Origin of the sequence: Collinsella sp. CLA-ER-H10 (assembly GCF_040092475.1) — a bacterium.
Lineage (GTDB): Bacteria > Actinomycetota > Coriobacteriia > Coriobacteriales > Coriobacteriaceae > Collinsella.
Genome location: NZ_JBBNLM010000004.1, coordinates 87,165 through 112,126, shown reverse-complemented (window position 1 = coordinate 112,126; position 24,962 = coordinate 87,165). Strand labels below are relative to the sequence as shown.

Sequence of the window (24,962 nt, the reverse complement as noted above, 5' to 3'; positions counted from 1 at the left end):
TACCCACCAGGACCTAGACCGAAAAGACGATCTTACGGCAGTTCCAGAAGTACTGGGCACCCGAGACAATGGTCAAAATCACGGCGATGACGTACAGGAAGCGCGACACCGAATAGACACCGAGCAGCAGCGACACCGGCCCCAGCTGAAGACCGGCCATCGCAAAGACGCACAGATAGCCGCAGATAGAGACCATCGTGGTCGCCGTCTTATACTTGCCGAGTTTATCGGCGGCAACGACCACACCGGCAGCACTTGCGACCATACGAAGGGCGCTCACCAACAGCTCACGGAACAGGATAATGAACACGGACCACACGGTCACCGCGCCAAAATCCAGGAACAGCAGCAGGGCCGAAAACACCAGCAGCTTGTCGGCGATGGGGTCCAAGAACTTGCCGAAATCGGTGATCTCGTTGCGCGAGCGCGCCAGATAGCCGTCGACCTTATCGGTGCACGACAGGATCACATACAAAATGAAGGCAGCGGCGGCGAGCGGGCCGTCGAAGGTGCTCCAGTCCGTACCGGCAACGCCCGTGCGAGACAGGGCCGAGACGATCATGAACACCGGGATAAAGACGATGCGAACGCACGTCACGATGTTGGCGGGCGTCCAAACACTCGTCAGTTCCTTATTGCTCTCGTTTGCCACGACGCTCTCCTACTCCACAACATGACCGATAAGCTCATAGCAGAAGCTATCGGTAAACTCGACAGTCAGAATATCGCCCACGGACGCCTCGCTGGCGTCCAGATGCACCGCGCCATCGGAATCGGGCGCCTGGAACCAGGCGTGACCGATCAGCTCGGCGCCGTCCTCAGTCTCCTCGATGCCATCGACAATCACCTGGGCGCGCTCGCCCACATGGGCCGCCGTGGCGGCAAAACCGAGCGACTCAGCCAGATCCATGGCCTCCTGGGCGCGCTCGAGCTTGACCTCCTCATCGACCTGGCCCTCCATCTTGGCGGCCAGGCTGCCCTCCTCACGCGAGTAGGCAAAGACGCTCGTGTAGTCAAAGCCGACGGTGTCCATAAAGTCGATAAGGTCGCGGAACTCTTCGTCGGACTCGGTCGGGAAGCCGACCATGGCCGTGGAGCGAATCACAATGCCGGGGATGCGCTCGCGAAGGTCGCGGAACAGATCCTCGAGCTCCTGGCGCGAACCGGAGCGACGCATGGCCTTGAGGATGCGCGCGTCGCAGTGCTGCACGGGGATATCGATATAGGGAAGCACCTCGGGCGTATCGCGAATCGTCTCAATAAGCTCGTCGGTCATGCCCTCGGGCTGCAGATAGAGCACGCGGACCCAGACGTTGTGCGGGCGCACAGCCTCAGAGACGGCACGCAGCAGCTGCGCCAGATTGCGCGGCGAGCCCTCGGCGACGTCCTCGTCGGCAAAGTCGGTGCCCCAAATGCCCGTGTCCTGGCCGATCAGCACGATCTCGCGCACACCGCCGGCAACCAGGTCACGCACCTCGGAGATAATGCTCTCGGCATTGCGCGAATGATAGCGACCGCGAATATAGGGGATCATGCAGAAGCTGCAAAAACGATTGCAGCCATCGGAAATCTTGACGTAGGCAACGGCACCCTCGACGGTACGCTTGACCTGCGGGATATAGGCCGCGATCTCGCGCTCCACGCCCAGTACGCCATCGATGACAGAGACGATACCGTCTTCCTCATCGGCCTTCACAAAGGCCGCGACCTCGGGCAGCTCGTCAGGCAGGTCATCGCCATAGCGCGACGGCACGCAGCCGCACATGACGATGGGGCAAGAACGAACGCCGTCCTGAACCTCGTTAGCGAGCTCGAGCGTGGTCTCGATGCTCTCGGACGTCGCCGAGGCGAGAAACGAGCACGTGTTGACGATGGCGATATCGGCATCCTGCGGATCGAATGCCTCCTCGTAGCCCGCAGCGGTCAGCAGCGAACGCATGCGGTCGGTATCGACCTCGTTCTTGGCGCAGCCAAGCGTGATATAGAGTACAGAACCCAACGGAGTATCCATGTTGGAGAGCGGTCCTTTCGAGTAAATTAGCGATAGTTGGTAAACTGCAGCGACTGGCCGTAGTCCTGGTCGCGCAGGAACTGAATCACCGTCTGAAGCGCATCCTTAGAAGCCGAGGTAACGCGCAGCTTATCGGCCTCGATGGTCACCTTGACCTTGAGCTTTTGATCCTTGATGTCCTTATTGATCTTCTTGGCGGTCGCCTGGTCAATGCCCTCGACGATATGGCCGAGCACGCGCACGGTACCGCCCGAAGCCGCCTGCGGCGCGTCCCAAGAGACAGCCTTGAGGTCGATGCCGCGCTTGATGAGCTTAGAGCTCAACACGTCAATGATCTGCTTGGAGACAAAATCGGCCGGGGCATTGATCGTAAAGAGCTTGTCGCCCTTCGAAAGCTCGATGGTGGCGCCGGAGTCCTTGAGGTCATAGCGCTGAGAGATCTCGCGGGTGGTCTGTTGGAAGGCGTTATCGACCTCCTGCATATTGACCTCGGACACAACGTCGAAGCTGGAATCTTTAGCCATGGTTCTTCCTTTCGGTACGGGGAGCCTTAGTAGCTGTCGTACGAATAGTCGGTAGAATCGGTGGGCGTCTGACCGTCAGTTGCGGTATCGGCGCCATCCGCGGACTGGGCATCGGTGCGGTCGGTGGTATCGGTACCATCGGTGGTGTCGGTGCCATCAGAACTTTCACCATTCTCGGAATCAGTCGTCTCCTTCTTAGGAACGGTGATCGTCACACGAGCCACGCCCGAGGTCTTGGTATCGTAACGGACCTTTTCACCGTTCTTGGTAACGGTAACATCGGAAGGCTTGGACGTGGTGATCTCGATCGAGGACTCGGGCGTGTACTCCTGCTCAAAGGGGCCAGTCGCCTGAGCGCCATAGACCGACTTGCCGTCGACCTTGACCTCAATCCACGCGGTCTTTCCCTTGGCAACGGAAACTTTGACCTTCGTGACCTCGTTCTCTTCCTTCTTGGCCGTCGTCTTGGTAGCGTCCGAATCAGTCGACGCATCCGTCGCTTCATCGGTGTCTTCGTCCTCGTCGACCGTTTCGGACTTCTTAGAAGACTTCTTGGTCGTCGTCTTGGTAGCAGCGGGCGTCTCGGGCGTGGTCTCGGGCGTCGAAGATGCGCAGCCGCGCAGAAGCACCACGATGAGCACAATCAGCAGCAACACCACGGCACCGATGCCGGCGTAGACGATACGCGGATCGAGCCCGTTGTTTTGAGGAGTACGGGATCCGCCGCGTCCACGACCGGAACTGCTGCGGCCGCTTCCCTGAGGCATACGGCCGCGATTGCTATCGGAACGGCCGCGATAGCCGCCCTGGCCCTGAAGGCTGCGCTGACCCGAGCGGAGCGCAAGCTCACCGCGGCCTTGATAGCCACGCTGGCCCGAACGCGAAGCCGAAGAGCGCTGGCCATACGGCTGTGATTGAGAGCGAAGACGCGGCGTTACCTGCGTGGTATCGGCATCCGCATAGCCACCGCGAGAGCGTCCCGTAGAGGCACCACGGTAACCGCGATCGGAATAGCCGCCGTCGCCGTAGCCGGCACGAGGGTCACGCGCCACGCCGCGGGCAGCGGGAAGCGCACGGTCCTCAGGCATCGGCGTACTGCGGAACCGGTCACGCTGTGAGCGAATCTCCTCGCCCGAACCCGTCTCGGTAATATAACCGGCCTGCTGAGGACGCTGTCCATAGCGGGTCGAACGACCGCCCTGAACCATCAGGAAGCGCCCGTTATCGACCGAGGAGCGCGAATTGACGTAGCCAGCGGCGTCCTGAAAACGACCGCCCTGCTGAGACGTCTCGCGTTCGTATGCCATCAGGTCGTCAAAGTAGGCATTGACGACCTCGCGCGGATTGAGGCCCAAAAAGCGAGCATAGCTCGAAATCATGCCCTGCGCATAGCCGCGCGGCGGCATCGAAGCAAAGTTACCGGTCTCGAAAAACTCGATGATCTGCGGCCTGATTTTGATGGTGTTGGCGACCTGCTGAATGGAAAGGCCCATTCGGCGACGCTGCTCGAGCAGCATGTCACCAAAGCGTGCAGCCATCAGAATCCTCCAAACTCACGATCTTCACGTGCCATCTCGGCGTCGACAGACTCCAGCGCGGCAAGCCCCTCCTCGTCCAACAGGACCTCGCGCGGCTTGGAACCGTCGGGCGGGCCGACGACACCCTTTTCTTCCAGCATGTCCATAATACGCCCGGCGCGCGCATAGCCAACCTTAAGGCGGCGTTGCAGGCCAGATGTGGAGCCCAGCTGCGATTCCACCACAATATGGGCGGCTTCCCAAATGAGCGGATCATCGTCTTGCGGCTCGGCAACTCCGGTGCGGACAATGCCGCCACCCGCCATGGACATGGAAGCGGGCGCCACAGCCGACAGGATCTCCTCATGGTAGTCGGGCTCGCTTTGCGACTTGACGAACTCGACAATCTCGTTGATTTCATCGTCCGAGACAAAGCAGCCCTGAATACGACGAGGCTTGCCCCAGTCGACCTTGGAGAACAGCATGTCGCCCAAACCGGTGAGCTTTTCGGCACCCATCTGGTCGATGATGACGCGCGAGTCGATGCCCGTGGCGACGTTAAAGGCGATGCGGTTGGTGATGTTGGCCTTAATGAGGCCCGTCACCACGTTGGAGCTCGGGCGCTGCGTGGCCACGATAAGGTGGATACCGGCGGCACGGCCCAGCTGAGCAATACGCACGATCGAGGCCTCGACATCCTTACCGGCGACCATCATCAGGTCCGAGAGCTCGTCGATGATAATGACCAGATAGGGCATCTTTTGCGGCGGGTTATCGTAATGTTCAAACTCGCCGGCGGCCTGCTTTTCGTTATAGGTCGAAATCTTACGTACATTGAGACGCTCGAAGACCTTCAGGCGACGCTCCATCTCGGACACGGCCCATTGCAGAGCGCTCGCGGCCTGCTTGGGCTCGGTCACTACAGGCACGTAAAGATGCGGCAGACCGTTATAGCCCGCAAGCTCGACGCGCTTGGGGTCGACCATGATCAGGCGAACGTCCTCGGGAAGCGCGCGCATGAGCAGGGTCGTGATGATGGAGTTGATCATCACCGACTTACCAGAACCGGTCGTGCCGGCGATCAGCAGGTGGGGCATCTTGGCGAGGTCGGCGACGACCGGCGTACCCTCGGCATCGCGACCGATGGCCAGCTCGAGCGGACCGCCCTTCACATAGGGCAGCACGTCGCCCAGGTTGACGTTCTGGCGCTTGCGATTGGGGATCTCTATACCCACGAGCGACGTGCCGGGGATCGGGGCAAAGATACGAACCGACTGAGCTGCGAGCGAAAGCGCGATATCGTCCTCGAGGCTCGAAATCTTGCTCACGCGCTCGCCCTCGCCAGGTTGCAGCTTAAAGGTCGTCACCGTGGGGCCGGCGATCCAGCCGACCACGCGGGCGCTGCGGCCAAACTCAAGCAGGGTCGACTGCAGCGACTCGGCAGTTTGCTCCAGCTCCTTGTCCGAAGACGCAGCGGAAGCCGACTGCGGGTTGGCATGCAGAATCTCAAGTGGCGGAAGTTTGAGGCCGTCCTCTTCTTCGCCCTCGTTATCTGCGGCGCCGCCGTCCGTTCCCCCATCGCTGGCCGCAGCCGATTCGACAGCACTCAAGGCAGGCGCATCGGCAACCTTGGGATGCTTCAAGAAGTCGGGGATCTGAGGTGCTGCCGAGACAGGATTCACGGCAAACGGCGGCTCGGACTCGTCGATCTTATCGGGGTCGTCTTCCATCGAAAGCTGACCGGTTACCTGGTCGCGCTTTGCATGGCGACGCGGCAGCAAAGTTGTCTTTGCGGTCTCAATCGGAGCCTCGTCGTCCTCGTCATCACCCTCGGTGAGCTCAATCTCGCTCTCGGACCAAGACGGGTCGGGCTCACTCGTATTGAGTTTGGGCGCAGCCTTGCCCTTCTTGGCATGGCGGCGCGGCAACAGCGTTGTCTTGGCCCGCTCGGCCTCCACGGCCTCAGACACGTCGACAAACGGATCTTCGTCCACGTCCTCATCGTCCAGAATCGGATCGACTTCGCTACCCATAACCGTAGTCACGGCCGCATCGGGGCCCTTTTGACGAAGAATGCTCAGGTGCGGACGGGCAACGCCGGGCACCGACAGGGCTTCGTCGTCACCCCACGGGCTGGCGTTGACATCGGCACGGCGGCGCTCGGCAAAATCGGCCGCACGGTCGCGAGCAGAGCGCAAAACGCCGCCAACCGAAAAGCCGATGATGACCAAGCCCACGACGACAAAGCCCAACAGGACTACCATCGCGATAGGCTTACCCAGGGCATTCTGCAGCGCACTCGCAATAAACGCACCGATGTAGCCACCCGAGGCGGACAAATTTTGCGGCGTGAACATAAGGTCACAAGAGACACTCGTACCCGGCACCATCAGCGAAAGAATGGAGACGACGGCGATAAAGACCACGGCGCCGCCCGCAACAGAGCGTACGTTGAGCGGCGAGTCCTCGCCTAAAAAGAGCGTGGCGGCAAACAGCAAAATGACGATCGGCAGCACGTAGGCGCCCAGACCAAAGCCCAGGTGGTAGAAACCGGCAACCGCAGCCGTAACGGGTGCGGTCGCCGGCGAAATCACGGCAATGAAGGACGCAATCGCCAAAACGGCGATGACCACGCCGGCGATATCACGGTTGGCCGAGGGCTCAACCAAAGGCTCAAAATCGTCGAAGTCCGCCTCGTGGCCCTTATTGGCACGCAGATGGGAACCGGCACCCTTAGCAGATGCCGGTTGGTTATTGGCCTTATTGCTTTTGGCGTTTTGTGCAGATCCACGCGCCAAACTAAACCTCCATGACGACCGGGATGATCATCGGACGGGTGCGCGTACGGCTCCAGATAAAGTTAGAGAGCGAATCGCGCACGGCCTTACGAATAGCATCGGAACCGCTGCTCGTAAAGCTGAACTTGCCCTTCTCGATTGTCTTCATGATGGACGCGGAGGCATCCTCAGAGAACTGGTCGTCGATGGCAAACGAGACGCCGCGGCCCGAGAACTCGATGGCCTCGATCTTCTTGTGTTTAAGCGAGACGATGGCAACAGCGGTAACCATACCGTCATTGGCGAGCTTCTGACGATCGCGCAAGACGATGGGGTCGGTATCGCCGATACGAAGGCCGTCGACGTAGACGACGCCGGACTCGACGGGCGTACCGCGCTTGACGATACCGCCGCGCATCTCGAGCGTGTCGCCGTTATCGAGGATAAAGATATGATCGTCCTTGATGCCCATCTTGCGGGCAAGCTGGGCATGGGCGCGCAGATGCACGGCCTCACCGTGAACCGGCATAAAGTAAGTGGGCTTGGCCATGGCCATCAGGAGCTTGAGCTCCTCCTGGCTACCGTGGCCCGAGACGTGGACAAGAGCGCGGTTCTTATCCCACACGTCGCAGCCGAGCTTGGCCAGGCTGTTGACGACCTGCTGGACGGCTTTCTCGTTGCCGGGAACGGGAGTTGCCGAGAGGATGACGGTATCGCCCTCGTGGATAGAGAGCGTCTTGTGCTCGCCATTGGCCATGCGGGACAGGGCCGACAGCGGCTCGCCCTGCGAACCGGTGCACATGACGACGATCTTGTCGTCGGGCAGGTTATCGATATCGAAGGCATCGATGATATCGGCATCGTCGATGTTGAGGTAGCCCAGCTCGCGCGCGACGCGGGTGTTGGTGAGCATGGAACGACCGGTCACAACGACCTTACGGCCGCACTTGCGGGCGGCATCGCAGATCTGCTGCAAACGATGGATATGGCTCGAGAACGAAGCGACGAACACGCGACCCGGGGCGTTCTTGATGGCATGCAGCAGGTTGGGACCAACCTCGGCCTCGGACTTGGTAAAGCCGGGAACCGTGGCATTGGTGGAGTCGGACAGCAACAGGTCGATGCCCTGCTTGGCAAAGCGGCTGATAGCGGCATAGTCGGGCGTGACGCCGTCGATGGGCGTCTGGTCGAGCTTAAAGTCGCCGGTGTGCATAACGGTGCCCTGATTGGTGCGGATGAACACGCCCAGAGCGCCGGGGATGGAGTGCGTCATCGAGAAGAAGTCGAGCGAGATGCCGCCGAGGTTGACATGGCTGCCGCCCTTGACCTCGCGGAACTTGGGTGCGCGGATGCGGAACTCAGAAAGCTTACCCTCGATAAAGCCAAGCGTCAGCTTGCTCGAAAAGATGGGCACCTTGTTGTTGAGGTCCTGCAGCAGATACGGAAGCGAACCGGTGTGGTCCTCGTGGCCGTGGGTAACGACGATACCGCGGAGCTTTTCCTCGTTCTCCAAAACATAGGTGTAGTCGGGAAGCACCAGGTCGATACCGGGCTGGGAGTCATCCGGGAACATGAGGCCGGCGTCGACGAGCACCATGTCGTCGCCGCACTCGAAGACCGTCATGTTCTTGCCGATGCCGTCAAGGCCACCGAGCGGAATGATCTTCAAGGGAGATGATTTTTTAGCTGCCATAGGTTAGTGTGGTTTCCTTTCTTCGAAACGGGTCTGGAACAACCGGCGGGGCGCTTCTGGCAAACCGACCGCCGGGAACGTACAAACATGCATCATAGAGTCGACGCAGTAACCTCAGTATGATACCCATTTGCCCACCAACAGACCACCCATGCATCAAAGCCCCATCTGAACTGGTCCATCCCGCCGGTTTCCCGTGGGGCGGGCACTGATGAAGTTTCCTGCTCTACAGTCCTGCTCACGACGGAGGCCACATTAAGTGGCCTCCTGTTCGTGCGGAACTCGCGATAAACTTCATCAGTGCCCGCCCCACGGGAAACCTGCCAAATAGAGACAGGTTTATTTTGGTCGGTTTTATCTGGGAAGATGCTGCTGCGGCTATCTACAGATCTGTAATCTGACTACTGAATAGACTGTCTAACTAAATAGCGAGCGGCATTAACCAGCCCTTTTGCTTGCGCCCGGGAGGGACGCATATGAAGTTTATCGCGAGTTCCGCACGCAAAGGAAAGCACTTAATATGCTCTCCGTGCGAGCAGGACTGTAGAGCAGGAAACTTTACCTGCGGCCCCGCCGAGAATAGCAAAAGGGCGACCCCCTTAGGAGTCGCCCTTGTTGAGCTGCTTATGTACGGCTGTTACTCGGCGTCGTGGTGACGGCGAGGCTTGCGGCCTCCGTTGTCACCGGGACGGCGCGGACGGTCGCTGCGCTCGGAGCGCTCGCGACGCGGACGCTCACGGCGCTGGAAGTGCTCGCCGTCGCCCTCAGAAGCACCCTCGGCGCGAGCCGGGGCCTCGGGCTTATCCAGACGATCAAGCGAGATCTTGCCACGATCGTCGACCTCGATGACGACGACCTTGACCTCGTCGCCCACGTTGAGGACGTCCTCGACCTTCTCCACGCGGCCCTTGGCGACGCGAGAGATGTGCAGCAGGCCGTCCTTACCGGGCAGCAGGTTGACGAAGGCGCCGAAGGGCTGGATGGAGACCACGCGACCGGTGTACTCCTCGCCCGGCTCGGGAACCTTGATGATGAGCTTGATGCGCTCGACGGCCTGGTCCACGGACTCGCCGGTGCCGCCGACAAAGACGGTGCCGTCCTCCTGGATGTCGACCGAAGCGCCGGTCTCGTCCTGAATACCGCGGATGACCTTACCGCCGGAACCGATGACGTCGCGGATCTTGTCGGTCGGGACCTGGATGGAGACGATGCGCGGAGCGGTGCTGCGTGTGGTGTGGCGCGGCTCGGGGATCACATCGAGCATCTTCTGCAGGATGAAGGCGCGACCCTCCTTGGCCTGCTGCAGGGCGCGGGCCAGGATGTCGAAGGTGAGGCCGGTGGCCTTGTTGTCCATCTGCAGGGCGGTGATGCCCTCGGTGGTGCCGGTGACCTTAAAGTCCATGTCGCCCAGGAAGTCCTCGAGACCCTGGATGTCGGACAGGACCACGGTCTTACCCTCCTCCTGGATCAGGCCCATGGCGATACCGGAGACCGGGCGCTTAATGGGCACGCCGCCGTCCATAAGGGCGAGCGTGGAGCCGCAGGTCGAAGCCATCGAAGAGGAGCCGTTGGACTCCATGACCTCGGAGACGACGCGGATGGCGTAGGGGAACTCGTTCTCGTCGGGAAGCACCGGAAGCAGAGCGCGCTCTGCCAGATTGCCGTGACCGATCTCGCGACGCTTGGGGCTGCCCATGCGGCCTGTCTCGCCGGTGCAGAACGGCGGGAAGTTGTAGTGGTGCATGTAGCGCTTGCCCTCGGTGGGCTCGATGGTATCCAGACGCTGGCCCTCGTTGAGCATGCCGAGCGACAGGACGGAGAGCACCTGGGTCTGGCCGCGCTGGAACAGACCGGAGCCGTGAACGAGCGGCAGGTAGTTGTCCTTCACCATGATGGGACGGATCTCGTCGGCGGCACGGCCGTCGACGCGCTCGCCGGTCTCGACGACCATAGTACGCATGGCCTTCTTCTCGAGCTTCTTGAGCGCCACGGGGATCTCGCGCTCCCAAGCAGCCTGCTCCTCCTCGGTGAACTCGGCGCGGATGGACTCCTTCAGAGCCTCGACCTTGCCGATACGGGAGAGCTTGTCGGCGTCGCGCAAGGCGGCTGCCATCTCGTCGTAGTGGGCGAAGATGCGCTCCTGGACCTCCTCGACGGGCTGGTCGAGCGGGTACTCCTTCTTGACGATGGGGCCGTTGACCTGCTCCCACTCGGCGACGAACTCATCCTGAGCCTGGCAGAAGGCAGCAAGGGCCTCCTGGCCAAACTTCATGGCGGCGAGCATGTCGTCCTCAGAGATCTCCTCGGCGCCGGCCTCGACCATCGAGATGAAGTCGGCGGAGCCGCCCAGCTCCAAGTCCAGATCGGAGTTCTCGCGCTCCTCGTAGGTGGGGTTGACGATAAACTCGCCGGTCTCCACGTTACGGCCGATGCGCACGCAGGCAAGCGGGCCCTCGAAGGGCACGCCGCCGAGCGTCATGGCCAGGGAAGCACCCATGACGTTGATGACGTCAAAGGGGTTGACCTGGTCGGCGACAAGCGAGGTAGCGACGATGTGCACCTCGTTGCGGAAGCCGTCCGGGAAGCTCGGGCGAATCGGACGGTCGATCATGCGCGCGGTGAGCGTGGCCTTCTCGCTGGGACGGCCCTCACGCTTGAGGTAGCCACCCGGGATGCGGCCGGCAGCGTACATCTTCTCGTTGAAGTCGACGGTCAGCGGGAAGAAGTCATAGTTCTTGCGCTCCTTGGAGACGACCACGGTATCGAGCATCGTGGTGTCGCCCTGCTTGACCAGGCAGGCGCCGGTGGCCTGCTTGGCAAGCTCGCCCGACTCAAAGGTGTAGGTCTTGCCGTACAGCTCAAAGGTCTTGGATACGAGTGTCATTGTTCTCCTTTACCCCACAGGCCCCTTGCCTGCGGGCTTCTCATGTGACGCGGACCCCCTGCCCCCGCCACGCTTCAGAGCGTGATTGTTCGCGCCCTTACACAAAAAGAGCGCCCCGCTGCGCAGGACGCTCTTAGCATGTACAAATCCTACTGGATGTTGTCGCGGATGCCCAGAGCCTTGATGAGCTCACGGTACTCGACGATGTCGTTCTTCTTGATGTAGGAGAGAAGACGACGACGACGACCGACGAGCATGAGCAGACCACGACGGGTGTGGAAGTCCTTCTGATGGGACTTCATGTGCTCGGTCAGCTCCTTGATGCGCTCGGACAGGATGGCGACCTGAACCTTGGGGTTGCCGGTGTCGACCGGGGTGTTACCGAACTGGGCAGTCAGCTCCGCCTTGCGCTCTTTGGAAACAGTCATTGTTTCACCTTTCTTTTTGCGTCGCCATCGGGCGACTCGATTCGCCTCGGACTGGGAAGCCGCCGGTGGAGCGAGCAACCAAGGTCGAGGTACCAACAGGTCGGTATGTTACCACAAGCAGCCCGCGCCTGCGCATCATCACCGACCCAACATGAATTCCATCGCACGGAGGCGCTGATCGGTGTGCGTCGCAGCCCAAACATGCGAAAGCCCCAGCAAAAAGGCTGCGGTATGCGGGTCGATTCGCTCGGCCAAAAGCGCATCGAAGGTCATGGACATGAGGGCGCGCAGCCATGCGGCCTCACCGGTCGACACCAGTTCGGCACCTGGAACGCTCGACGCGCACGACCCGCACATGAGGCCGCCCGCCTGGGGCGAAAAATACGACAGCATGGGGTCTCCGCACAGCACGCAGGCCGAAAAATCGGGTCGATAGCCAACGTGCGACAGCAGCTTAAAGACATATGCCGCCACAAGTAGATCCATATGCGCCGTGTCGAGCCCGCTGCCCACCAGGGCAAGCGCTCGCTGCGTGATGGCAAAGGTAAACGGGTCCTCGGCGTCCTCGAACGAGCACACGCGCGCGACCTCGGCGATCGCGCTTGCGGCGCAGGTCGTCTCGTAATCGGGCGCAACGCCGAGCGGCGCCTCCATAAGCTCGGCCTGGGAAACCACGTCGAGTGACCGTCCATGTGCGAGCAGCATATCTACCGTACAGAACAGCTCGCAGCGCGCAGCCAGGCGTCCGCCGGGTTTGCGGGCGCCCTTTGCCACGGCACGAACCTGCCGCCCCCGCTCGTCAAGCATCGTCAAGATCAGGTCGGTCTCTTTGAGCTTAGTCTTATCGAGCACGAGCACTTTCGTGCGATATGTCCGGGAGCCTGCCATGCGCGCCGCGCGTCCTTAGTCCTCGGCGTTATAGCCAAAGCGGCGAATCTGGGCCTCGTCGTCACGCCAGCCGGCCTTGACCTTCACGTCCAACTCCAAAAAGACCTGCGTGCCAAAAATGCGCTCAAGATCGCGACGGGCGTCGATACCGATATGCTTGATCATCTCGCCGCCCTTGCCGATGATGATGCCCTTTTGGCCCTCGCGCTCGACGTAAATGGTGGCGTGCACGCGCAGCACCTTCTTGGTCTGCTCGAGCGCATCGCAGATCACGCCAACGGAGTGCGGGATCTCATCACGGGTGCGGCGCAAGACCTTCTCGCGCACAAACTCGGCAACGAGCGTCTCATCGGAAGCGTCGGTACCCATGTCCTCGGGGAACCAACGCGGACCCTCGGGCAAAAAGTGCGCAACGGTCTCGATAAAGGCATCGACGTTGAAGTTCTTAACCGACGACGTCACAATCTCGTCGTCATATTCCATAAGCTCGTGGGCAGCCTTAAGCTGCTCCATGACCTGCGCGGGGTCGGCCTCATCGGCCTTGGTGAGCACCAGGACCTTCTTAGAACGGGCGCTCTTGACGCGCTCGGCAACCCAGGCGTCTCCCCTGCCGATCGGTTTGGTGGCATCAATCAAAAACGCGACGACATCGACATCGTTCAGCTCGAACAGCGCGCTCTTGTTGAGCTCGGACCCCAGGCCGTCCTTGGGCTTGTGAATACCCGGGGTATCGACAAAGACCAGCTGGTAGCCGGGACGGTTGACGACGGCGCGCATGCGGCGGCGGGTCGTCTGGGCCACAGGCGAGGTGATGGCGACCTTTTTGCCATAGCAGGCGTTGAGCAGCGTGGACTTGCCGGCGTTGGGGCGGCCGACCAGGGCCACGAAGCCGCTGCGGAAACCGGGCTCAACGTCTCCAAAGCCCGCGAGGCTGTCGTCCTCGTCGCACAGGGCGTCGAGCTCCTCGTCGCTCATGCCCTCAAACGGGTCGAACTCCTCGATCTCCTCGTATGCCTCGGCCGCTTCGGCATCCACCGCATCCAGGGACTCGTCATCCAGAGTTTCATCGATAGGCTGCATATTGTCGGACATGGAAATCCCTTTCTAAATAAAGTCGAGCGCGTGGGCAAATACCAGCAATCCCACAATCGCGGCGGTGATGGAAAGCACGTATACGGAGGCGGCGGCGATATCCTTCGCACGCTTTGCCAGCGGATGAAGTTCCTGGGTCGCCAGGTCGACGATCGCCTCCATAGCGGTATTGCACAGCTCGCCGTGAATCACCAAGCCACAGCAGATGATAACTGTGGCCCACTCGGCAATGTCGAGGCCGACAATGCAGCCGGCAACGACGGTGCAAACGCCCGCCGCGAGCATAACCTTAATGTTGCGCTCGGTCTTGACGGCGGTGACGAAGCCCTCCATGGCGTAGGAGAACGACTTTAAGAAGGACGGATGGTCCTTGTTCGATCCGGGAATCATAGACGGCTCCTAGTCGTGGGCGTGGTTGGTGATGGGGCCGACGTGGACCAGCTTGGGGTCCTCGCCGCGCTCGAGCGCCAGATCGCGCAGGATGACGTCCTCACGGGCCTCCATGACCTCGGCCTCGTCGTCCTCAATATGGTCATATCCCAGCAGGTGCAGCATGCCATGCACGAGCATCAGGCGGCACTCGTCGGCAGGGCTATTGCCAAAGCCGGGGGCCTGACGGGCAATGACCTGCGGGGCCAGGATGATATCGCCGAGCTCGAGCGTCTTGTCTGCGGGAATATCCTCATCAAAGGCCGAGTCGCATTCAAACGAGAGGACATCGGTGGTACGGTCGATACCGCGCCACTCGTGGTTGAGCTCGTGCATCTCGTCCTCGTCGACATACGAAAGGGAAATCTCAACTTCACGCTCAACGCCCTCGGCGGTAAGCACGACCTCGCAGATGTGCTCTACCTCCTGCGCGTCGAGCAGCGTATCGAGCTCGGCATCGTTGCTGATCAATACACTCAACGGGACTCCTTTCGATCGTGCACGCGCTTCTCGCGTACATCATCATAAGCATCGTATGCCTCAACGATACGCCCCACCAAGGCATGGCGCACCACGTCGGCACGCTCGAGGTGAGAAAATGCGACATCGTCGACACGGCCTAAAATCCGCTCAACGTCGGCAAGACCGCCGCGACGACCCACCAGGTCGCGCTGACTCAGGTCGCCGGTAATCACAAACTTGGAGTTAAAACCCAGGCGCGTCAGGAACATCTTCATCTGCTCGGGCGTGGTATTTTGCGCCTCGTCGAGCACCACGAAGGCATCGCTCAGCGTGCGGCCGCGCATGTAGGCAAGCGGGGCGATCTCGATCACGCCACGCTCCATAAGCTCATCGGTGCGCTCGCGATCCATCATGTCAAAAAGGGCGTCGTAGAGCGGACGCATGTAAGGATCGATCTTTTCCTCGAGGGTACCGGGCAAAAAGCCCAGGTTCTCCCCCGCCTCGACAACCGGACGCGTCAAGATCAGACGGCCCACCTCGTGACGCTTGAGCGCGGCAACGGCGAGCGCCATGGCCAGATAGGTCTTACCGGTACCGGCAGGACCCAGGCCAAACGTGATGGTATGCGAGCGGATGGCATCCACATAGCGCTTTTGACCGAGCGTCTTGGGGCGAATGACACGGCCGCGATACGAAAGCAGCACATCATCGCGAAGCGATGTAGCCTCGTGCTCACCGTCGCGCAATACGGCCAGGCAGCGAGAGACATCGTCGGCAGAAAGCGTGCGCCCGGAAGCAGCCTCACGAAAGGCATGTTCGAAAAAACGCGCGACCAGTTCGACCTCGTCCGGGTCACCGCTCACGGCGATGCTGTCGCCACGGGCGACCACGTGGGCGCGAACTGAGCTCTCCAGCGCACGAAGGACGCCGTCGCCGGCACCCAAAACGCGCGAGGGGTCAATACCCTCGGGAACGGTAAGTCTAATCTTCGAGGCTTCCATGAACCTCCCTGCGTGCATGGACCAAGCCGGAATCATCGACTCCGATGATAGCAACATCGAGCAGGCACGGGGCTGTAAGTCCACAGGTATCGTCAAGACGGGCATGATGGAACGAGCCGAGCGTCAGGTTGTCACCATACTCGAGCACGGCACGCTCGACCGTGCCCACGCGACGACGAGCGTCGGCAATAGCGAGCTCCTGTGCGGCGGCCCGCATACGGCGGCTGCGCTCGGCCATAACCTCGGGTGGCACCTGGTCGGGCATGTCGGCAGCAAGGGTACCGGGACGCTTGCTGTAGCGGAACACGTGCATACGCGAGAAACCCACACGGCGGCACAGCGCCAGCGACTCCTCGAACTCCTCGTCCGTCTCACCAGGAAAACCGACGATGACATCGCACGAAAGGGACGCCTGGGGCAAGTTGGCGCGAATCATACGCACCGTGTCCTCAAAGGCCTCGGCGCTATAGGGACGGCCCATGCGATGCAGGGTCGCCGTGCAGCCGGACTGCACGGGCAGGTGCAAAAACGGGGCGATACGCTGCGGGTAGCGCGCCATAACCTTAAGCAGGCGCTCGGAGATATCCATGGGCTCGACCGAGGAAATGCGCACATGCGGAATAGACGTGCGCTCCATGATGGCCTCGAGCAGCTCATCGATTTCGACGTGCTCGTCGGTCGCGCTCTTGCCATCGTAGGCACCCAGGTTCACACCGGTCAGCACCACCTCGGGCACGCCGGCCTCCTGGGCCTCGCGAACTTGCTCGAGCACGGACTCGACGGGCACGGAGCGCTCGGGGCCGCGCGCCTTCCACACAATGCAATAGGTGCAGCGATGGTTGCAGCCATCCTGAATCTTCACGCCCAGGCGAGAGCGACCGAGCGCATCGACCACCTCGCCATCGCTGCAGGCGGGAACGCTATCGGACTCAACACCCAGCACCTCGCAAACACGTTCGGCGACATCTATCTTGGACGGCTCGGCAATCACGCGATCCGAAAGCTCCGACAGCTCCTCGGGATGCAAATTGACCACGCATCCGGTCACGACCACATAGGGCTCGTTTGGATGGGCCAGCGCATGACGGACGGCCTTACGGGTCTTAGCCTCGGCCTCGCCCGTAACGGCACAAGTGTTAATGACGATCAGATCGGCATCCTGGGGCTCCACAATAGCAAAGCCCAAGCGCATAAGATCGGCAGTGATACGGTCAGACTCAACCCGGTTGACACGGCAGCCGAGGTTGACGACGGAAATATGGGGTGCGAGCACGCGGGCTCCTTAATCGAGGATATCGTCGAGGGCACTCTTGATACGGTCGGTCACCGACTTCTTACCAGAAGCGACGTCATCGCCCATCTCATCGGCAAAAGCACGGAGCAGCTCGCGCTGCTTATTGGAAAGATTGGTGGGAACGACCACGCGCAGTTGCACGATCAGGCGGCCACGCGAACCGCCACCGCCAATGCGCGGCATGCCGTAATTATTGACGCTCACGGTGTCGCCGTACTGGGCGCCGGCGGGAACCGTCACCTTAACGACCTCGTCGGGCATAATGCCCTCGACCTCAATCTCGCAGCCGAGCGCAGCCTGCGCAATCGAGATATCGCTCACCAGGTACAGGTCATCACCGTTGCGCTTAAAGCGCTCATGGTCGGCGACGCGCACGTTGACAATCAGGTCGCCCGAAGGCTCGCCGCGAAGGCCGGCCTCGCCAAAGCCGCTCACACGAAGCTGGCGACCGGTCGAAACGCCGGCGGGAATATCGATGTCGATCTTTTCGTGCGAAGGCGTGCGGCCTTGACCGTCGCAGGTCTCGCAGGGATGATCGATAACCGTGCCCTCGCCATGGCAGTCGGGGCAAGGCGAGGAAGACTGAACCTGGCCCAAAAACGATCGCTGAACCGTCGTGACGTAGCCCGTACCGTGGCAGCGGCCGCACTGCTTTTCCTGTGCGCCCTCTGCCCTACCGGTGCCATTGCAGTCCTCGCAAGGAGCAAGGCGGTCATAGCTGATTGTCTTTTTGCAGCCGAGCGCCGCCTCCTCGAGCGTCACCGAAAGCGAGATGGCCATATCACGTCCGCGACGACGCTCACGACGGCTGCGGGCGCCACCGCCGGCACCGCCGCCAAAGAACGACGAGAACAAGTCGTCCATGCCCATGCCACCAAAGATATCGTTGATATCGACGTAGCCGGAGCCACCGGGGCCGTCGGCAGTGCCGTAACGGTCGTAGTTAGCACGCTTCTGCTCATCGGAAAGAACGGAATATGCCTCGTTGAGCTCTTTGAACTTAGCCTCGGCCTCGGGGTCGTCCGAAACGTCCGGGTGTACGGTACGGGCCTTCTTTAGAAACGCGCGCTTAATCGTCCGCGCGTCGGCATCCTTGTCGACGCCAAGCACCTCGTAGTAATCCCTATTTTCCGACACGACCGAATCCTTCCGACTTTCATTATTGTCACAGTGCGTCCTATACCCAAGCTGGGCCGGCCGCAAACAGAGGGTTTGATGTTATTGCATTGCGTAGGGCGAAAGCATGGCACGTTGCGAGCAGCTCGCAAACCAAACCGACACGAGCGCAAACATAAATCCGTTGGCAAAACCGTTGGCAAACTGCATCGCGCCGCGCTTCCACCACAGCAGGCTGCGGTGCAGCACGCCGTCCGAGAGCACCATGAACAGGCCCATGGCAAACGGAATAAAGCACATCACGGCAAAGGCCGAGAACACGCCCGAGATGGCCGATAGCACCAAAAACGGCGCCACGATGCCCATCAGGTAAAAACCGGTACGGGCCTTGCCTTCCAGGCGCTCGGCCTCAACATGGGCCCGACCGACCAGATCACCGCCAGAGGCGCCGTTGGTGCCGGCGTGACCCATGCCGCCAATACGGACCTCGTCGCCATCGTGCGTGCCGGCGGGAAACTCAATCGTCTGCTCGGAGGTCACACGGGTTCGCCCGCTGCCGCCGCAATCGGGACAGGGGTCGGCGACGACCTTACCGGAGCCACCGCACTCAGGGCAGACAGACTGGAACGTGCCGGCACCAAACAGAAAGGACAGGTCGACATCGATGTGGCCGCGACCGCCGCAGCTCGGACAGGTATGTGCATGCTCGGACGAAACAGAGCCCGAACCGCCGCAGTGACCACAGGTATCGAAGCGCGTATAGCGGACGGTCTTGCGGGCACCGCCCTTGGCCTCCTTGGCGTCGAGCTTAATATCGACGACGACGTTGGCGCCGTTCTCGGGATTATAGGCAGCCTGCCCGCGACGCGGCTGACCCCAGGCGCCACCAAAGGGAAAGCCGCCCTCAAAGGGATTGCCGTAGCCCGCGCTGCCGGCGTAACCGCCGCCATAGGGCGAAGCCGTGGGAGCGCCGGCAAAGGGATTGCCCGAGCGCATGGCGTCGTAGCGCGCACGCTTCTGCTCGTCCGAAAGCACAGCATAGGCCTCGGAAACCTCTTTGAACTTTTCCTCGGCATCCGGTTCTTTGTTGACGTCCGGATGGAGCTTGCGGGCCTTTTGCTGGAAGGCTTTCTGTATATCACGCGAGGTGGCGTCCTTGGAGACACCCAAAATCTCGTAGTAATCTTTTTCGTTCATCGTCGCCATGCGCGGCAACCTCCTGCTCACAGCAGCGTATATATTGCGGTAATTCTACCCGAGCGGCCTAGGCTAGACCCCAAAACAGCTCGAACAGCACATTTCCATCGAGCCAGCCCAAGTGAGTGGGCGCTAAACGAGCACGGACGCGACCTGCGATAACGTCTTTCGAGGTGACGCGCCCCGCATGTCCTTCAATATGATCGGGCACCCAGGTGGCAAGGCCCAACTCGACCGCACGGTCGCAGGCCGCCGCCAACTCATCTGCAGCGATCACGCTTGCCGAGCGAACCAACAGATCGGGCCCAATGCCACGCGTCATGCGACAGGCAAGCATCAAATCCTCGGCCGCCGCCTCGCGCTGCGACAGATACTCGGCATCAAACGTCGTCGCGGCATCGTCGCGTTGCACCAAGCGCACGCGATACGCATCGCCGCGAGCAAGCACGTCGGGAAACAGCCCGGCCAAGCGATCGAAATCCTCGGCGTCGAGCATACCGGCGGCAGAGCGGCCCAAACCCAGATAGCCCTGTCCGGTCCAATAGGCAATGTTGTGGGCGCACTCATGGCCGTCGAGCGCGTAGCTTGCCACCTCATACGGGTGATAGCCGGCCGCACTCAGGCGCTCACGCGCCGCATCCATGCATGCAGCCTGAAAATCCTCGTCGGGCTCGAGCGACTCGTCGCGACACGCCATGCGATAGAGCGGCGTGCCCTCCTCGAGCGTGAGCGGGTACACCGACACATGATGCGGCGCCGCCGCCAACACGCCATCGAGTGTGCGCTGCCAGCTTAGGTCGGTCTGCCCGGGAAGGCCGCACATCAGGTCGCACGACACGACAAGCCCAGCGTCCTTGACCGTCGTGATGGCAGCGAGCGCCCGATCGGCATCGTGAATGCGGCCGATGGCGGTAAGTTCGGCGTTATCGAGCGTTTGCACGCCCAGAGAGACGCGCGTGACACCCACCCCGGCAAGCGCAGTGGCAAGCTCTGCGGTCAGCGATTCGGGATTGGCCTCGCAGGTAAACTCAACAGGCTTGCACCACGCAGAGATACGCCGGGCAAATTCTACCAAACGCTCCCCCGCCAGCGACGGCGTGCCGCCGCCAACATAGACGGTGCGGATCTGTGCAAACGCGCCTGCGTCGCCAAAAGCATCGAGGCGCGCATACAACTGCTCAAAATAGGTATCGAGCGCAACGCTCATGTTGCACGGAGCAAAACTGCGTGAGTCAAAGTCACAGTACCGGCATTTTTGGGCGCAAAACGGCACATGCACGTACAGCGCGGTAACGGCCACCGTTAGGCCTCCAACGGATGAGCGGGCACCGACTCGCCGGCGGCAAGTGCGGCCTCACAGGCCACCACATCGTGCTCGATATCATCGACCAGTGCCATGAACTCCTCGTATGTGGAGCAACGCACCACCTGAGCGCGCCAGGCGGCAGCATGGGGCATGCCCTTTAGATACCAGCTTGCGTACGTGCGGGCACGCGACATGAGCGGCAACAGCTCGTGCGTGAGCGTCAGGTGCTCGCGCAGGGCATCCAGGCGCTCAACCGAGGAGCGAGAAGGAACCGGCGTGCCATCGAGTGCAAGGGCTCGGGCATCGCCGAACACCCATGGATTGCCGTAGATGCCGCGCGCGATAAACACCGCGCTGGCACCCGAGCTTTGCAGATGCTCAGCAGCGTCCTCTGCCGAGAACACATCGCCCGAACCGATAACGGGAATCTCGACGGCGTCGGCCACCTCATCGACGACCGACCAATCGGCCTGGCCCGTATAGAGCTGCGTGGCGCAGCGACCATGTACCGCCACCGCGGCGGCCCCTGCTCCCTCAAGCATCTGGGCAAACGTCGCGGCGTTGCGGTCTTCGGCGTAAAAGCCCTTACGGATTTTTACGGTCACGGGCACATGCGCCGCGCCCACCGCCGCCTCGACGATCTGCTCGGCCAGATCGGGAGTGCGCATAAGCGCCGAGCCCTCGCCCTTGGTGACGACCTTGCGAGCCGGGCAGGCCATGTTGATATCGATCAGCGACAGGCGATCGCCCACACGCTCCTCGACGGCAGCAACAGCGCTCGCAAACTGATCGGGCTTGGAGCCAAAGAGCTGCACGCAGATCTGCTGCTCCTCATCGGCCGGCAGTACCAGGCGCCACGTCTTATTGCTGGCATAGGCAAGGCCCGCCACGCTCACCATCTCGCTATAGGCAAGATGGGCACCGCGACGGCGGCACATGATGCGATAGGCGGGATCGGTCACGCCCGCCATGGGAGCCATAAGGAACGGCTGCTCGGCATAGGCGCCAAGCAACCGCTTGCTGTATTCAGAAAGTGCCATGGACCTACTCGTCCACCTTGAGAATCGCCATAAAGGCCTCCTGCGGAACCTCGACCGAGCCGATGGCCTTCATGCGCTTTTTGCCCTCTTTCTGCTTCTCGAGCAGCTTGCGCTTTCGCGAGATATCGCCGCCATAACACTTGGCCAGCACGTCCTTGCGGCGCGCTTTGACGGTAGAGCGGGCAATGATCTTGTTGCCGATGGCGCCCTGGATAGGCACCTCGAACAGCTGGCGCGGAATGATTTCCTTGAGCTTGTCGCACAGACCGCGGGCCAGGCCATAAGCCTTATCCTTGTGCACGATAAACGACAGCGCGTCCACCTCGTCGCCCGAAAGCAGGATGTCGAGCTTGACGAGCTCGGAGGGGCGATATTCGTTGAACTCGTAGTCGAGCGAGGCGTAACCCTTGGTGCGGCTCTTGAGCTGGTCAAAAAAGTCCAGAATGAGCTCGGCAAGCGGCATGTCGAAACGCATCTCGACCGATTTGCTCGTGAGATGGATCATGTCGGTTGTAATGCCGCGATGCTCGATAGCGAGCTGCATGACGGCACCCGTATACTCGGGCGGACAGATAATCTTGGCCTTGAGGTAGGGCTCCTCGATGCGCTCGATGCGCGTAGCCTCGGGCAGATCCTGCGGGCTGCGAACATCAATCATCTCGCCGTCGGTCTTGTAGACGTGATAGTCCACCGAAGGGCTCGTGGCAATCAGGTCCAGGTTGAACTCGCGCTCCAGGCGCTCCTTGACGACCTCCATATGCAGCAGGCCCAAGAAGCCAACGCGGAAACCAAAGCCGAGCGCCACCGAAGTCTCGGGCTCCCACACCAACGACGGGTCGTTGACATGCAGCTTATCGAGCGCGTCACGCAGGTTCTCGTAGTCCTTGTTATCGATCGGGAACAGGCCCGTATAGACCATGGGCTTAGCCTCGCGGTAACCGGGAAGCGGCTCGGGGCAGGGGTTCGACGCCCAGGTAAGGGTGTCGCCCACGCGAACGGCCTCGGGGTCCTTCAGGCCCGTGACCACGTATCCGACCTCGCCGACCGTCAGCGCGTCGACCGGCGTCTCGGCGGGACGCTTGACGCCCACGCCATCGACCAAAAAGTCGCCCTTTGCCTGCATCATGCGCAAGGTATCGCCCTTTTTGATGGAGCCGTCAAAGATGCGCACCGTGGCGACGACGCCACGATACTCGTCGAAGTATGAATCCAGAATGAGTGCCTTGAGCGGCGCATTCGCATCGCCCTTGGGCGGAGAAATCAGAAAGACAATGGACTCCAGCAGATCGTGGATGCCCTCGCCGGTCTTGCCCGAGACACACACGGCATCATCGGCAGGGATCGCCAGGTCATCCTCGATCTCGGTCTTGACCTCGTCGGGGTGTGCCGACGGCAGGTCGATCTTGTTGATAGCGGGCACGATATCCAAGTTGGCGTTCATGGCGAGCGTCGCGTTGGAGACGGTCTGCGCCTCGACGCCCTGCGTGGCGTCGACGACAAGCACCGCACCCTCGCAGGCGGCAAGCGAACGCGAGACCTCGTAGGTAAAGTCCACGTGGCCCGGCGTATCGATCAGGTTGAACTGATACGTCTCACCATCGTCGGCGTCATAGGACACGCGAACGGCATTGGACTTGATCGTGATGCCGCGCTCGCGCTCGATATCCATGGTGTCGAGCAGCTGCGACTCCATATCGCGCTCGTCGACGGTATGGGTGAGCTCGAGGATGCGGTCACTGATCGTGGACTTGCCATGGTCGATGTGCGCAACGATCGAGAAGTTGCGGATGTGGGAAATGTCAATTGAAGTATTCATGCGGACTATCTTACCCGAGCGATACAAAAAATGGAGCCTGTTCCATAAAACAGGCTCCATTTATGCGCGTAATCTGTGTGGTGTGAAATTTACAACTTAGGCGTTGATGCTGTTCACGAGCTTGGCAAGACCGGACTTGCGGTTGGAAGCCTGGTTCTTGTGGATAACATGCTTGGCGGCAGCCATGTCGAGACGCTTGGTGACGGTCTTGAGGGCAGCCTGGGCCTTCTCGGCGTCGCCCTCGGCGACGGCGGACTGGACGTGCTTGGTCAGCGTCTTGAGCTCGGACTTGACAGCCTTGTTACGCATGCGAGCTGCCTCATTGGTGCGGATACGCTTCTTCTGAGACTTGATGTTTGCCACTTCTGGAGTTCCTTTCGAGTTCCTTGCAAAAAATGTATGACACCTCTGAGACACGGTGAGGTCATGCAAGCGCCTACTATAGCACGCTCCCCCTCAAAGGGATAGAACGAATTTGTCAAATAGGCAGGTATCATCACGATTTTCTCAAGATGTTCGTAATCCAGAGCAAAAGCGCGGTCTGAGAATCGGCCGAACCCTTCAGTGCGAGCTCCACATCGACCGCGCCCTCGAGCGCGGCAACGAGCTCTGCCATCGAAAAGCGACGTGCCCAGGTCAGGTGATTCTTGACCTGCCAGGACTGGAGCTTAAGTGTTGCAGCCAGCTCACGACCCTGTCCGCGCGCATCGAGCGCCTTGGCAACGATAAGCTCGCGGATGCGGCCGCACAGCAATGTGTAAGTCCACACGTAGCTCTTGGCGGGCAGTAGATTGAAGAGCTCGAGCGAGCGTCGCATGTCACGGGCCGAGACCGCATTGAGAAAGTCCCAGGGTTGAACCTCGGCCGTACGTACAATCCAGCGCTCAACGTCGACAAGCTCAATCTGGGGCACCTCGACCATCTGGGCAAGCTTAGCCAAGTCGTTATCGAGCATGCGAGTGTTTTCACCCGAACGCGAGACGAGTTCCTCGGCGGCCGCCGTCGTGATCGACTTGCCGTGCTGCGTCGCCATCTGCTGCACGCGGCGCGGTAGCTCCCAGCGCTTGGTGCCGGAGCAATCGATCACAGCCTTCTTGTCGATCTTGGCGATCGCCTTATACAGGCGCGTGTTCTTGGCAAGCGAGTCGGCGATGATGAGGCAGACCGTTGTGGGACTGGGACTCGCCAGATACTCGACGAGCGGCTCCGAGACCGACTTGGCGAGCTTTGAGCAGCCATCAAGGATTACCAGGCGAAACTCACTGCCCATGGGAAAGGTGTTGAGCGATCCGATAATCGACTCGATATCGGGGTCTTTGGTCATATCGCGCTCGTCGAGGTTGAACTCGACCATGCCCGACTTTTCCAGACGCGCTTTCATACGCGAGACGGCGTGATCGCGCTTGACTCCGTCGGTACCGACGATCAGATATGCCGGCAGCAGACCGGTTTCGGACATTGCGCTCCCCTCCCGCAGGCCTTCGTAT

Annotated in this window: 21 protein-coding genes; all 21 read right to left on the bottom strand. The window is 61.0% G+C overall.

What is annotated here, in order from left to right; genetic code table 11:
* Positions 1 to 13: 13 nt before the first annotated feature.
* The 21 genes from pgsA to holA all read right to left on the bottom strand — a co-directional run bounded on the left by pgsA (position 14) and on the right by holA (position 24,934).
* Positions 14 to 652 (bottom strand): CDP-diacylglycerol--glycerol-3-phosphate 3-phosphatidyltransferase, encoded by a 639-nt coding sequence (gene pgsA, locus AAAX36_RS03430; protein ID WP_349073976.1) that lies wholly within the window; start codon positions 650 to 652, stop codon positions 14 to 16.
* Positions 653 to 661: 9 nt separating this feature from the next.
* Entirely contained in the window at positions 662 to 2,011 is a 1,350-nt protein-coding gene (gene rimO, locus AAAX36_RS03425; RefSeq protein ID WP_349073973.1) for a 30S ribosomal protein S12 methylthiotransferase RimO, read from the bottom strand.
* 26 nt (positions 2,012 to 2,037) lie between these two features.
* Positions 2,038 to 2,535, bottom strand: coding sequence for a YajQ family cyclic di-GMP-binding protein (locus AAAX36_RS03420; RefSeq protein ID WP_349073970.1), 498 nt, complete (start codon positions 2,533 to 2,535; stop codon positions 2,038 to 2,040).
* A 26-nt stretch (positions 2,536 to 2,561) separates the two neighbouring features.
* Complete coding sequence (locus AAAX36_RS03415) at positions 2,562 to 4,073, bottom strand: helix-turn-helix transcriptional regulator (RefSeq protein ID WP_349073967.1); 1,512 nt, start codon at positions 4,071 to 4,073, stop codon at positions 2,562 to 2,564.
* Complete coding sequence (locus AAAX36_RS03410) at positions 4,073 to 6,850, bottom strand: DNA translocase FtsK (RefSeq protein ID WP_229025870.1); 2,778 nt, start codon at positions 6,848 to 6,850, stop codon at positions 4,073 to 4,075. Before AAAX36_RS03410 ends, AAAX36_RS03415 begins: the two co-directional genes overlap by 1 nt.
* Before the next feature lies 1 nt (position 6,851).
* Positions 6,852 to 8,522 (bottom strand): ribonuclease J, encoded by a 1,671-nt coding sequence (locus AAAX36_RS03405; protein WP_006235967.1) that lies wholly within the window; start codon positions 8,520 to 8,522, stop codon positions 6,852 to 6,854.
* Positions 8,523 to 9,159: 637 nt separating this feature from the next.
* The gene (locus tag AAAX36_RS03400; protein WP_055309899.1) at positions 9,160 to 11,406 is read right to left on the bottom strand and encodes a polyribonucleotide nucleotidyltransferase; all 2,247 of its coding nucleotides are present in this window, start codon (positions 11,404 to 11,406) and stop codon (positions 9,160 to 9,162) included.
* Between the two features lie 149 nt (positions 11,407 to 11,555).
* On the bottom strand, positions 11,556 to 11,834 hold the full coding sequence (gene rpsO / locus AAAX36_RS03395; protein ID WP_035138510.1) for a 30S ribosomal protein S15: 279 nt from the start codon (positions 11,832 to 11,834) through the stop codon (positions 11,556 to 11,558).
* Between the two features lie 138 nt (positions 11,835 to 11,972).
* On the bottom strand, positions 11,973 to 12,722 hold the full coding sequence (gene recO / locus AAAX36_RS03390; protein ID WP_117629181.1) for a DNA repair protein RecO: 750 nt from the start codon (positions 12,720 to 12,722) through the stop codon (positions 11,973 to 11,975).
* A gap of 15 nt (positions 12,723 to 12,737) precedes the next feature.
* Positions 12,738 to 13,814 carry a GTPase Era gene (gene era, locus AAAX36_RS03385; RefSeq protein WP_171021458.1) on the bottom strand — a complete coding sequence of 359 codons (1,077 nt, stop codon included), beginning with the start codon at positions 13,812 to 13,814 and terminating at the stop codon, positions 12,738 to 12,740.
* Between the two features lie 12 nt (positions 13,815 to 13,826).
* The gene (locus tag AAAX36_RS03380) at positions 13,827 to 14,204 is read right to left on the bottom strand and encodes a diacylglycerol kinase family protein (protein WP_138374188.1); all 378 of its coding nucleotides are present in this window, start codon (positions 14,202 to 14,204) and stop codon (positions 13,827 to 13,829) included.
* A 9-nt stretch (positions 14,205 to 14,213) separates the two neighbouring features.
* Complete coding sequence (gene ybeY / locus AAAX36_RS03375) at positions 14,214 to 14,723, bottom strand: rRNA maturation RNase YbeY (protein ID WP_138374187.1); 510 nt, start codon at positions 14,721 to 14,723, stop codon at positions 14,214 to 14,216.
* The gene (locus AAAX36_RS03370; protein ID WP_138374186.1) at positions 14,720 to 15,706 is read right to left on the bottom strand and encodes a PhoH family protein; all 987 of its coding nucleotides are present in this window, start codon (positions 15,704 to 15,706) and stop codon (positions 14,720 to 14,722) included. Before AAAX36_RS03370 ends, ybeY begins: the two co-directional genes overlap by 4 nt.
* The gene (locus AAAX36_RS03365) at positions 15,687 to 16,979 is read right to left on the bottom strand and encodes a MiaB/RimO family radical SAM methylthiotransferase (RefSeq protein WP_148346219.1); all 1,293 of its coding nucleotides are present in this window, start codon (positions 16,977 to 16,979) and stop codon (positions 15,687 to 15,689) included. The genes AAAX36_RS03370 and AAAX36_RS03365 overlap by 20 nt, the downstream gene beginning before the upstream one ends.
* Before the next feature lie 9 nt (positions 16,980 to 16,988).
* Entirely contained in the window at positions 16,989 to 18,137 is a 1,149-nt protein-coding gene (dnaJ, locus tag AAAX36_RS03360; RefSeq protein WP_138374184.1) for a molecular chaperone DnaJ, read from the bottom strand.
* A gap of 81 nt (positions 18,138 to 18,218) precedes the next feature.
* Positions 18,219 to 19,322 carry a DnaJ domain-containing protein gene (locus tag AAAX36_RS03355; RefSeq protein ID WP_171021457.1) on the bottom strand — a complete coding sequence of 368 codons (1,104 nt, stop codon included), beginning with the start codon at positions 19,320 to 19,322 and terminating at the stop codon, positions 18,219 to 18,221.
* A 58-nt stretch (positions 19,323 to 19,380) separates the two neighbouring features.
* The gene (hemW, locus tag AAAX36_RS03350; protein WP_349073959.1) at positions 19,381 to 20,613 is read right to left on the bottom strand and encodes a radical SAM family heme chaperone HemW; all 1,233 of its coding nucleotides are present in this window, start codon (positions 20,611 to 20,613) and stop codon (positions 19,381 to 19,383) included.
* Between the two features lie 2 nt (positions 20,614 to 20,615).
* Positions 20,616 to 21,659 (bottom strand): tRNA dihydrouridine synthase DusB, encoded by a 1,044-nt coding sequence (gene dusB / locus AAAX36_RS03345; RefSeq protein ID WP_138374182.1) that lies wholly within the window; start codon positions 21,657 to 21,659, stop codon positions 20,616 to 20,618.
* 4 nt (positions 21,660 to 21,663) lie between these two features.
* Positions 21,664 to 23,475 (bottom strand): translation elongation factor 4, encoded by a 1,812-nt coding sequence (gene lepA, locus AAAX36_RS03340; protein ID WP_117770326.1) that lies wholly within the window; start codon positions 23,473 to 23,475, stop codon positions 21,664 to 21,666.
* Positions 23,476 to 23,571: 96 nt separating this feature from the next.
* Positions 23,572 to 23,838: a 30S ribosomal protein S20 gene (gene rpsT / locus AAAX36_RS03335; RefSeq protein WP_022094714.1), complete on the bottom strand. Its 267-nt coding sequence runs from the start codon at positions 23,836 to 23,838 to the stop codon at positions 23,572 to 23,574.
* Between the two features lie 133 nt (positions 23,839 to 23,971).
* Positions 23,972 to 24,934 (bottom strand): DNA polymerase III subunit delta, encoded by a 963-nt coding sequence (gene holA, locus AAAX36_RS03330; RefSeq protein ID WP_161115781.1) that lies wholly within the window; start codon positions 24,932 to 24,934, stop codon positions 23,972 to 23,974.
* Between the last annotated feature and the right edge of the window lie 28 nt (positions 24,935 to 24,962).